Raw genomic sequence first — 11,058 nt, forward strand, 5'->3', positions numbered from 1 at the left:
GGATTTGAACCTGCGACCTCTGGGTTATGAGCCCAGCGAGCTACCGAGCTGCTCCACCCCGCGTCGTGGCACCTACCTTACGCCCTCGTTTCGCGGGGGTGCAAAGCAGGTGCCGTTGACGTTACCGACGTCACCCTCCGGGCTGGCTGCTCGGCGGTGGGGTGCTGGTTCCGGGGGCGGCGGTCTTGGCGGCTTCGTAGGCGCGGGCGGCCGCGTCGAGGGCGGCGAGGGCGGCGCCCTGGTCGGTGAAGTTGCCGGACTGCTGGGCGGCTTTGAGTTTGGCGATGGCGGCTTGGATGTCGGTGACGGCCTTGTCGAGGGCCGCGTTGCCGCCGCCGGTGTTCGCCGGTGGTGTGGTCGGGGTGGTGGGTGTCGTCGGCGGCGTCGTGGTGGGCTGCCCGGCCTGGGGTGGCGTGGTGGTGGCTTCGCCGGTGCCGGCGCCGAAGATCTGGTCGAGGGCTTCCTGGAGGGTGGCGCCGTAGCCGACCTTGGGGCCGTAGGAGACGAGGACGCGGGCCAGCTGCGGGTAGCTGGTCTGGTTGCGTTGCCGGATGTAGACGGGTTCGACGTAGAGGAAGCCGTCGGCGACCGGCAGCGTGATCAGGTTGCCGTAGATGGGCGTGACGTTGGGGTTGTTGAAGAGGGTGCGGTCCTGGGCGACGCGGGGGTCGCTCTGGAACCGGTTCTGGACCTGGACCGGGCCGTCGACCTGGGTGGCTCCGGTGGCCGCGCTGGGTAGCTGGAGCACGCGGATCTTGCCGTAGTCGGCGGCATCGGAGGACACCGACATCCAGGACGCGAGGTACTGGCGCTGGAGGCCGGTGAGCGAGCTGGTCAGCTGGAACGTCGGTTTGGTCTGGCCCGGGGTGTCGGCGAGGACGTAGTAGCCGGGCTGGTTGGCCGCGCCGGCCGCGGCCGGGTTGGAGCCGCCTTCGGCCGTCGGGTCCTGCGGGACGCTCCAGAACGCCTGCTGCGAGTAGAACTCCTGCGGGTTGCTGACGTGGTAGCGCGACAGCAGTTCACGCTGGATCTTGAAGAGGTCCTCGGGGTAGCGGAAGTGGGACCGCAGGTCCGGGGAGATCTCGGAGCTCGGCTTCACCAGCCCGGGGAAGACCTTCTCCCAGGCGTTGAGGACCGGTTCCTTGTCGTCGATCGAGTACAGCGTCACGGTGCCGTTGAAGGCGTCGACGGTGGCCTTGACCGAGTTGCGGATGTAGTTGATGGAGCTGTTGGCCTGGCGGGCGACGCCGTTGAGGGAGTCGTTCGTGGCCGCGCCGAGCTGGGTCTGCTGGGCGTACGGGAAGTTGTTGAGCGTGGTGTAGCCGTCGATGATCCACTGGATCTTGCCGTCGACGACGGCCGGGTACGGGTCGCCGTCGAGGGTCAGCCACGGCGCGATCTTGCTGACGCGGTCGCGCGGGTCGCGGTTGTACATGATCTTGGAGTTGTCGCCGATGGCGTCGGAGAACAGGATGTTCCGTTCGCCGTACTCGGCGGCGAAGGCGAGGCGGTTGAACCAGTTGTCGATCGGGACACCGCCGGCGCCCTTGTAGTTGTAGCGGTCGGTCGCGGTGTCGTACTCGCCCGGCGCGTTGCCGGAAGTGCCGCCGACGATGGCGTAGTCGGACTCGGCTGCGGACAGCTCGCCGTAGTAGATGCGGGGTTCCTTGACCTCGATGCCGGGCTGGTTCGTGCCGGTGGCGCCGGCGCCGGCCGGGTTCTGCGTGTCGCTGGTGGTGGCGATCGGGTAGCCGCCGTCGGAGTTGGCGTCCTTGACCGCCCGGTCGATCGTGTTGGCCGGCGCGACGACGAAGCCGTTGCCGTGGGTGTAGACGAGGTGCTTGTTGATCCAGCTGGTCTGGTTGCCGGTGAGGCCCTCGGTCTTGATCTCCTTGGCGGCGACGATGTAGTCCTGCGTCACGCCGCCGACGGTGTAGCGGTCGATGTCGAGCTTGGCCGGGAAGCCGTAGAAGTTCTCGCGGCCGACGCGCTGGGTGAAGGTGTCGGAGAGGACGTTCGGGTCGAGCAGCCGGATGTTCGCCATGGTGCCGTTGTCGGCCTTGATCTGGTCCGGGGTGGCGTCCGACTTGCCGGTGTAGGGCTGGTACTGGACGTCGGTGAGGCCGTAGGCGCGGCGGGTGGCGTCCATGTTGCGCTGGATGGACGTCGCTTCCTTCTCGTTGGCGTTCGGCTTCACCGAGAACTGGTCGAGGATGGCGGGCCAGGCGACGCCGACCAGGATGCTCGACAGGATCAGCAGCACCAGGGCGATGGCCGGGAGCTGCAGGTTGCGCAGGAACGCGCCGGCGAAGAACGCGATCGCGCAGATCACCGAGATGCACAGCAGGATCAGCTTGGCGGGCAGGACCGCGTTCAGGTCGGTGTAGGTGGCGCCGATGAACAGCGGGGCGCCGCGGTCGGACAGCAGCAGGTTGTAGCGGTCGAAGAAGTACTCGACCGCCTTCAGCAGCACGAAGAGCCCGACGGTGATGGCGAGCTGCGCGCGGGTCGGGCCGGCGAGCTGGCCGCCCTTGCCGGCCAGCCGGATGCCGCCGAAGACGTAGTGGGAGATCAGCGCGCCGAAGAAGGAGATGACGACGGTGATGAACAGCCAGCCGAGGAGCCAGTTGTAGAACGGGAGGTCGAAGGCGTAGAAGCCGACGTCGTTGCCGAACTCGGGGTCGGTCTGGCCGAACGAGGTGCCGTTGAGGAACAGCTGCACGACCTGCCAGTCGCCCTGGGCGGACAGACCGGCGATGAGGCCGGTGAGCACCGGGATGCCGACGCCGAAGAGGCGGATCCGGGCGACGATCGCGGAGCGGTAGCGCGCCAGCGGGTCGTCGGCGCCGGAGATCGGCACGAACACCGGCCGGGTGCGGTAGGCGATCATCAGGCTGATCGCCAGCGCGCCGCCGACCAGCAGCCCGACGGCGAAGAAGAGGATGAGCCGGGTGATCACCTGGGTGGTGAACACCGGGCGTGCCCCGACTTCGCCGAACCACAGCCAATCGACGTACGTGTCGAGGAGGCGGGCCCCGAGCAGCAGCGCCAGCACGATCACCGCGGCGATGATGAGGAGGATCCGGCTCCGCCGGGACAGCTTCGGCAGGCTCACCGGGGGCCGAGTCGCCACGGCACACGCTCCTGTTCTCGTCAACACTTGAGCAGGGGCGCGTGCGCCCCCTGATTCCCTAACTCTACGGATGCCCGGTGAAGTTCCCGGGACCCGCCCGAACCGGACTCGCGGCGTCGGCGCGCCGGTCGACCTGACACGATGTGCGCATGGCAGCGAACGAAGCGCGACAGGCCGGCGTGGCCGCGCTCGCCCGTGAAATCGAGGACTTCATGGCCGCGGCCGGCTGGGACCAGCCGCCGCAGCTGTTCGCGCTGGTGCCGACGGCGGCACTGCTGGACGAGCAGCCGGAGCTGGCCGGGCAGCTCGACCGGGCGAACCCGCTGACGCCGGTGGCCCAGGAGGCGCTGCCCGAGGGCGACCTGGCCGAGGCGCTGGGCCGGATCGCCTGGCCGGACCTGGTCATCGGGTGCGCGCTGGCCCAGGAGATCATCGTGCTGCCGCCGGGCTCGGAGTCCGAGCTGCCGGACGTCGCCGAGGCGGACGCGGACAGCCTCCGCCGCGCGGCCGCCGACCACCCGCAGCGGACCGAGGCCCGCCTGGTGGCCGCCGTCCTGCGCGACGGTGAAGGCGCCTGCGTGATGCGGCTGCGCGGGATCGGCACCACCGAGGGCACGGACGAATCGGTCGACGAGATCGTGGAAAGCCCCGACCTGGCCCCGAATCTGGTCGAGGCGTTGAAGGCCACGCTGCTGCCCTAGCAGGACGCCGTCGGCCGGCCCGCCTTCAGGTTGGCCAGCTGCGCGAGCGCGTCGTCCAGTGTGGACACCTTGATGAGGTTGAGCCCGGCGGGCGCGTTGGTACTGGCCTCGGCGCAGTTGTGCTCGGGAACCAGGAAGTCGGTGGCGCCGGCCTCGCGGGCGCCGACGACCTTGAACGAGATCCCCCCGATCGGGCCGACCTCGCCGGTCTCGCTGATCTCACCGGTGCCGGCGATGTGCCGCCCGCCCGCCAGGTCGCCGGACTGCAGCCGGTCGATGATGGCGAGGGTGAACATCAGGCCGGCCGACGGGCCGCCGACGTCCTGCAGGGAGATGTTGACGGTGAACGGCGCGTCGGCCCGGTCGACCGCGGTGAGGCCGATGAAGCCCTCCTTGCGGTCGGGGCGCGCGGCGAGGGTGAGCGGCACGGTCCGCTCGGGCTGCCCGTCCGATTGGAAGGTGATCTGGACGGTCTGGCCGGGGAGGGTGCCGGTGAGGGCGGCCCGCACGTCGGCGGCCTCGACGATCTTCTTGCCGTTGACGGTGATCAGCTTGTCGCCGGGCGAGAGCACGTGGTCGGCCGGGCTGCCGGAGACGATCTGCTTCGCCAGCACCTTGATCGGGTAGCCGAGCTTGCGCAGGGCGGCGACCTGGGCGTTCGTCTGCGAGTCCTGCAGCTGCTGGATGTTCTCCTGCTTGACCTGCTCGTTCGTCTCGCCCGGCTTGAAGTACTCCTCGCGCGGGGCGAGCGCGTACCGGCCGCTGGCCCAGAAGCCGAGGCCCTGGAAGAGGGTGACGCCGTCGTGCAGGGAGACGGTGGTCATCCGCAGCTCGCCCGTCGTCGGCTGCGTCTCGTGACCGGTGACCTGGATGACCGGGTTGCCCGCGGCGTCGCGACCGAGCGTGTCGTAGGTGGGGCCCGGGCTGATCGCCACGAACGGCACCGGCACGACCGAGCCGAGCACCACGAAGATCAGGAACAGCGCGCCGCTGACCACCAGTGTCCAGCCGCGGCGGGTCATCCGCCGGGCCTCGCCGGCCGGCTCCGCCGCCGGTTCCGGGGCGCTCTTCGCGGGGGCGGTCTCCTCGGAAGACTTGGTCACGACCGACAGCGTACGGTGACCGCATTCGCTTCCCGGTGAAGGCCACGCACATGGGTCCGGTTGACGCGCTCGACGGCCGTCGACCCGCGTACGGTGGACACATGAGCAAACCCCCGTTCGGCTTCGGACCTTCCGATCCCGACAAACGAGGTGAGAACGACCCCTCGGAAGGCGGGCAGTCCGGCGCCGAGGCCTTCAACCAGCTCGGGCAGATGCTGAGCCAGCTGGGCCAGATGCTCAGCCAGGCCGGCACCTCCAGCGGGCCGGTGAACTACGACCTCGCCAAGCAGATCGCCCTGCAGACCCTCGGCAGCGCCGGCAACACCGGCGAGAGCAAACTCGGCTTCCGCGGCGGCGACGACGCGAACGCCGCGGTCCGTGACGCCGCCCACCTCGCCGAGCTCTGGCTCGACGCGGCCACGGTGTACCCGGCCGGCGCGACGTCGACGGTGGCCTGGTCCCCGCGGTCCTGGGTGGAGAAGACGCTCCCGACGTGGCAGCGGCTGTGCGACCCGGTGGCCCGGCAGATCTCGGGGGCCTGGATGGAGGCGCTGCCCGAGGAGGCCAAGCAGGCCGCGGGCCCGCTGCTGCAGATGATGGGGCAGATGGGCGGGATGGCCTTCGGGTCCCAGCTCGGCAACGCGCTGGCCCAGCTCGCCTCGGAGATGCTGACGTCGTCGGAGATCGGCCTGCCGCTGGCCCCGGCCGGCACGTCGGCGCTGCTGCCGGCGAACATCGAGAAGTTCGCCGAGGGCCTGGAGCTGCCGAACAGCGAGATCCTGGTCTTCCTGGCCGCTCGTGAGGCGGCCCACCAGCGCCTGTTCACCCACGTGCCGTGGCTGCGCCAGCGCCTGCTGGCCACGGTCGAGGAGTTCGCGCACGGCATCTCGGTGGACACGTCGGCCCTGGAGTCCCTGGCCGGCCGCATCGACCCGGCGAACCCGGCGAGCATCGAGGAAGCGATGTCCTCGGGCCTGCTGGAACCCCAGACGACGGAGGAGCAGAAGGCGGCCCTGCGGCGCTTGGAGACCCTGCTGGCCCTGGTCGAAGGCTGGGTCGACGTGGTGGTGGCCGAAGCGGTGGGAGATCGCCTGCCGGGCGCGGACGCCCTGCGCGAGACGCTGCGCCGCCGCCGCGCAACGGGCGGCCCGGCGGAGCAGACGTTCGCCACCCTGGTCGGCCTGGAGCTGCGTCCCCGCCGCATGCGCGACGCCTCGAACCTGTGGAGCCTGGTGGGCGACCGCCACGGCACGGAGAAGCGCGACGGCCTCTGGTCCCACCCGGACCTGATGCCGACGGCGGAGGACCTGGACGAGCCGATCGACTTCGCGGACCGGGTCGGCTCGAGCGACCTCCTCGACGGCCTCGACCCGATCGCCGAGCTGGAGCGCACAGAGCAGGCGGAGCGCGACGAGAAGAGCAAGAACACCCCGCCCGAGGAGGGCGAGACCCCGGCCTAGGCCGGGGGGTTCGTCGAGAGGCCGGTGGTCCGCGTCGCGGGTCACCGGCCTTTCTGCTGCCGGGCCTCACTGGCGGTCCTCGCTGCCGCAGCTCCGGTCCGCAGGCGTTCGCCGGCGCCCGTGCTAGCGGGCCTCGCCGCCGCAGCTTGGCCCACGAGCCTCGCCGGCGCCGAAGCCCCTTGGGCACGACCGGGCGCAGCCCCGCCCATCACCCGGACCGCCACCGGCACCGAAGCCCTGCTGCCACGCCTCGCGCAGCAGCCCGGCCCACAAGCGTCCGCCAGCACCGAAGCCCTCGGGCACGCCCTCCCCCGGACCGCCGCAGGCACCTCTCAGCCGCCCGGCACCCCTCCGACCGGTTCCACCTCACCCCTCCCAACCAGGCCCGAAGCAACCGGGGCGACCCCAGTCCCTGCAGGTCACCCCGACCACCTCACCCCTTCAACACTCCTCCAAATCGATCCCCCACCCCGCAGCGGCCGCCAGCCCCTCCAGGTACCCCATCGCGCGTTCCGTCTTCGGGTACCGCTGCACCAGCGCCCAGAACGCCGCGTCGTGCCCCGGCTCCCGCAGGTGCGCCAGCTCGTGCACCAGCACGTAGTCGAGCACCCACGGAGGCACCTTCCGCAGCCGGTCGCTGACCCTGATGGTCGCGTCGACCGGCGTGCAGGAGGCCCACCGCGTGCGCATGGGCTGCACCCAGCGGACGCTGGCCGGCGTCGCGGTGCCGTCCAGGTACTTGCCCGACAGCAGCGCGCAGCGCGCCAGCAGGGCTTCGTCCGACGTCTTCGGGGACGCCGGGCGACGTGGTTCCGAGCGCTGCAGTTTGCGCTCCATCTCGGCGACCCAGTGTTTCTCCTCCGCCCTGGTCATCCGCGCGGGGATGAGCACGACGAGCGTGTCGTCTTTCCAGTACGCGGTGACCGTCCGGTGCCGGCGCTGGCTGCGCCGCACTTCGACCTTGTGTCCGGGTGTGTCCGACGGGGGGTTCGTCTCCCCCCTGCCTCTCAGCGAGGGCGTCCGTGCTTCGACCACCCGACAACGGTAAGGCCAGGCACCGACAACTCCGAGCCTCCGGAGGTCACAGACGCGAGTTGTCCACAGGTGGGTCCACTTGTGGACAACTCGGCCGATCCGGCGCCTTCCCGGCCTTCCCCGTCGCCGCCGGGTGCCATCCTGCGAACATGCTCCTCTCCACCGCGGACATGCCTCCAGTCCTCCTGCCGGCCCATCCCGCCCTGCTCCCGGGCCTCACCGTGCTGGAACGCGGCCCACGCGAGATCCAGATCGGCCTCGATCCGCGCCACGGCGTGATCGTCGAAAACCTCACCCCGGATCTCGCCGCGAGGGTGCGCGCGCTCGACGGCAGCAAGCCCGTCGAGCGGCTCCTGCTCGCCGAGAGCGAACACCGCGACCAGCTGCGGACGCTCCTGCGGCAGCTCACGGCGCTCGGTCTGGTCACCGACGCCGGCGGCCCCGACGGTCCGGGGCTCCGCGGCGAGTCCGGTCTCTGGTCGCTGCGCGCCCGCCACCACCAGGCGGCGCTAGCGGACCGGCGGCGCGGCGCCGCGGTCACGGTGCACGGCGACGGCCGGGTGGCGGTCGCCGCCGCCGTGCTGCTGGCCAACGCCGGCATCGGGCACGTCGAGCTCCGGGTGCCCGGCGCGGTGACCGAGCACGACCTCGGTTCCGGCCTCACCGACGCGGACCTGGGGCGGCCTCGACGGCAGGCGCTCGCCGACCTGCTCCGCCGGGTCGACCCCGGCGTCCGGGTCACCCGCCTGCACGACCGGTACCCGGACGTGGCCCTGCTCACCGACGCCGTCGTGCCGGCGCCCGAGCTCGTCGCCGAGCTGATGGAGGACGGCGTCCCGCACCTGGCGGCGCGCGTCCGCGACGGCACGGGCATCGTCGGGCCGCTGGTCGTGCCGGGCCGCAGCTCGTGCCTGCGCTGCGCCGACCTGCACCGCACGGACAACGATCCGTGCTGGCCCCGGGTCGCCGGGCAGCTCGCCGGCCGGCACCAGTGGCCCGACCTCGGCGCGGTGCACGCCTGCGCGTCGCTGGCGGTCGCCCAGGCCATGCGGCTGCTCTCCCCCGCCGCGCCGGCGCCGCCGGCGTGGAACACCACCCTCGAAATCGACGCCTTCGACGGCCGCATCCGCCACCGCGGCTGGCCGCCGCACCCGCGGTGCGGCTGTGGCGCTCAGGGGGTACCGCAGGAGACGTAGACCACTAAGTCGTCGCGCGCAGGCTGCGCGCAATCGTCGCCGCAAGGCAGAATCGCCAGTGTGACCGACTTCCGCGACCCGGGCGATCGTGACACCGCGATGCCGCGCAAGGGTGCCGCCCGCACCGCCAAGCTCGCCAGTCTCCCGCTCGGCATCGCCGGCCGGGCGGTGGGCGGCTGGGGCAAGAGGCTCGCGGGCCAGAGCGCGGAGCAGGTGAACGCGACCCTGTCGGCCAAGGCCGCCGAGCAGCTGTTCGAGGTGCTCGGCACGCTCAAGGGCGGGGCGATGAAGTTCGGCCAGGCGCTGAGCGTGTTCGAGGCGGCGGTGCCGGACGACATGGCGAAGCCCTACCGCGAGGCCCTGACGAAGCTGCAGGCCGCGGCACCGCCGATGGCGGCCCGGCAGACCCACCGGGTGCTCGCCGAGCAGCTGGGCCGCACCTGGACCAGCCGGTTCGCCTCCTTCGACGACGAGCCGGCGGCGGCCGCGAGCATCGGCCAGGTGCACCGCGCGGTCTGGCACGACGGCCGCACGGTCGCGGTCAAGGTGCAGTACCCGGGCGCCGACGAGGCCCTGCGCAGCGACCTGCGCCAGCTGCAGCGGTTCAGCCGGCTGTTCCAGGCGTTCGTGCCCGGCACGGAGGTCAAGCCGCTGCTGGCGGAGCTCGCCGAGCGGATGAACGAGGAGCTCGACTACCAGTCCGAGGCCCAGCACCAGCGGGCCTTCGCGAAGGCGTTCGACGGCGATCCCGGCATCCTGGTGCCGCGGGTGGTGGCCAGCGCGCCGAAGGTCGTGGTGACGGAGTGGGTGACCGGCACACCGCTGTCCAAGGTGATCGCGGACGGCGACCGGGAAACCCGGAACCTGGCGGGCCGGCTGCTGACCGAGTTCCACTACTCCTCACCCGAGCGCGTCCACCTGCTGCACTCGGACCCGCACCCGGGCAACTTCATGATCACCGAGGACGACAGGCTGTGCGTCATCGACTTCGGTGGCGTCGCCCGGCTGCCCGAAGGCATCCCCCGTCACCTGGGCGAAATGACACGGCTGGCCCTCGACGGCGAGTCCGCCGGGCTGATGCGCCTGCTGCGGGAGAACCGGTTCATCAAGCCGGACAGCGACCTGACGGCGGACGAGGTGCTCGCGTACCTAACGCCGTTCACCGAGCCGCTGGCCGCGCCGACGTTCCACTTCACCCGCCGCTGGATGCAGAAGCAGGCCGGCCGGGTCGGCGACAGCCGCGGCAACGACTTCCGGGTCGGCCGGATGCTCAACCTGCCGCCGGAGTACCTGATGATCCACCGGGTGACGGCCGGGTCCACGGGCATCCTCTGCCAGCTCGACGCGGAGATTCCGGCCCGCGGAATCGTGGAGCGCTGGCAGCCCGGGTTCGCCGCCTGAGTTGTCCACAGGTGGGGCCACGAACGGGCGGATTCGGCCGAGTTGTCCACAGCTGGTGCGGACGGGGTTCCACCCGGTTGGCCGAGCAGCCATGCTCGGAACATGACTGCTACTCAGTGCACCGACCTCCTGCCCCTCGGTAACCCCGGCGCCGGCGAGGTGATGAACCTCGAACAGTTGCGAAGGGCCGGGGTATCGGATCGAAGAACCCGGCGGCTCTGCGGCCCCGGAGGGCCGTGGCGCCGCCTGCACCCCGGTGTCGTCCTGCTGCGCAACACCGCCCCGACGCGGCAGCAGCTGCTGCGTGCGCTGCTGGTGCGGTACGGGCCGAAGGTGGTGATCACCGGCGCGGACGCGCTGCAGGCCCACGGCGTGAAGTGCGAGGCGGGCGACATCCGCCTGCTGGTGCCCGACCAATGCCGGATGGCGGCGTGTGAAGGGGTCAGGCTGGCGCGAACGGCCCGCTTGCCGGACCCGGTCCTGGTCGACGACCTGCCGTTCGCACCACCGGCCCGCGCCGCCCTCGACCTGGCCCGCACCGAATCGGACCCGGCCCGCATCCGACACCTGCTGACGTTGCCGCTGTACTGGGGCCTGTGCCGCCGCGAGGAACTGCTGGCGGAGCTGGACGAAGGCCCCCAGCGCGGCACGGCGGCGGTCCGCAAGGTGCTACGCGAGCTCGAGGAGGGTCCGATCCAGGCCCACGGCCTGGCCACCCGCATCCTGGACCTGGTCCCGGTGCCCCCACCGAGCTGGGACCAGACGATCTGCGACCGCCGAGGCCGCCCCCTCGGCGAGGCGGACGCGTGGTGGGACGAGATCGGCTTGGCCTGGCGGTACCGCTGCACCCCAGGCCCCGGAGGCGGCTTCAGCCACCTGGCCCTGGCGGCGACGGGCATAGTCCTGGTCCGCTGCACGGTCCGCCAGCTCCGCCACGCTCCCCACGAGGTGGCCCAGGAGCTGGCCCGAGCCTTCGGCGAAGCCTCCCGAACACCCCGCCCCCGGGTCCGGGCCATCCCCACAACCCCC

Annotated in this window: 8 protein-coding genes; 5 read left to right on the forward strand and 3 right to left on the reverse strand. The window is 71.6% G+C overall.

Annotated features, from left to right (window positions below; translation table 11 throughout):
- Positions 1-130 precede the first annotated feature (130 nt).
- Complete coding sequence (locus C2L59_RS04520) at positions 131-3,133, reverse strand: UPF0182 family protein (protein WP_103348241.1); 3,003 nt, start codon at positions 3,131-3,133, stop codon at positions 131-133.
- 149 nt (positions 3,134-3,282) lie between these two features.
- Here C2L59_RS04520 and C2L59_RS04525 point away from each other — a divergent pair, with 149 nt between their 5' ends.
- On the forward strand, positions 3,283-3,834 hold the full coding sequence (locus C2L59_RS04525; RefSeq protein ID WP_103348242.1) for a PPA1309 family protein: 552 nt from the start codon (positions 3,283-3,285) through the stop codon (positions 3,832-3,834).
- On the opposite strand, the gene C2L59_RS04530 is transcribed toward C2L59_RS04525, so the two are convergent.
- A complete protein-coding gene (locus tag C2L59_RS04530; RefSeq protein WP_199198913.1) occupies positions 3,831-4,835 on the reverse strand; it encodes a PDZ domain-containing protein in 1,005 nt (334 codons plus the stop codon). The genes C2L59_RS04525 and C2L59_RS04530 overlap by 4 nt on opposite strands.
- Positions 4,836-5,038: 203 nt before the next feature.
- On the opposite strand from C2L59_RS04530, the gene C2L59_RS04535 reads away from it, so the two are divergent.
- Complete coding sequence (locus C2L59_RS04535; protein ID WP_199198911.1) at positions 5,039-6,397, forward strand: zinc-dependent metalloprotease; 1,359 nt, start codon at positions 5,039-5,041, stop codon at positions 6,395-6,397.
- Positions 6,398-6,838: 441 nt separating this feature from the next.
- Here the strand turns inward: C2L59_RS04535 and C2L59_RS04540 are convergent, their stop codons facing one another.
- Entirely contained in the window at positions 6,839-7,351 is a 513-nt protein-coding gene (locus tag C2L59_RS04540; protein WP_103348245.1) for a M48 family metallopeptidase, read from the reverse strand.
- Between the two features lie 230 nt (positions 7,352-7,581).
- Between C2L59_RS04540 and C2L59_RS04545 the strand changes: the two genes are divergently transcribed.
- The 3 genes from C2L59_RS04545 to C2L59_RS04555 all read left to right on the forward strand — a co-directional run.
- Positions 7,582-8,628, forward strand: coding sequence for a ThiF family adenylyltransferase (locus C2L59_RS04545; RefSeq protein ID WP_103348246.1), 1,047 nt, complete (start codon positions 7,582-7,584; stop codon positions 8,626-8,628).
- Positions 8,629-8,688: 60 nt separating this feature from the next.
- Positions 8,689-10,029, forward strand: coding sequence for an AarF/ABC1/UbiB kinase family protein (locus tag C2L59_RS04550; RefSeq protein ID WP_103348247.1), 1,341 nt, complete (start codon positions 8,689-8,691; stop codon positions 10,027-10,029).
- A 162-nt stretch (positions 10,030-10,191) separates the two neighbouring features.
- Positions 10,192-11,058 (forward strand): hypothetical protein (locus C2L59_RS04555; RefSeq protein ID WP_103348248.1); only part of this gene is annotated, 867 nt, incomplete at its 3' end.

Source organism: Amycolatopsis sp. CA-128772, from assembly GCF_002904295.1.
Classification (GTDB): domain Bacteria; phylum Actinomycetota; class Actinomycetes; order Mycobacteriales; family Pseudonocardiaceae; genus Amycolatopsis.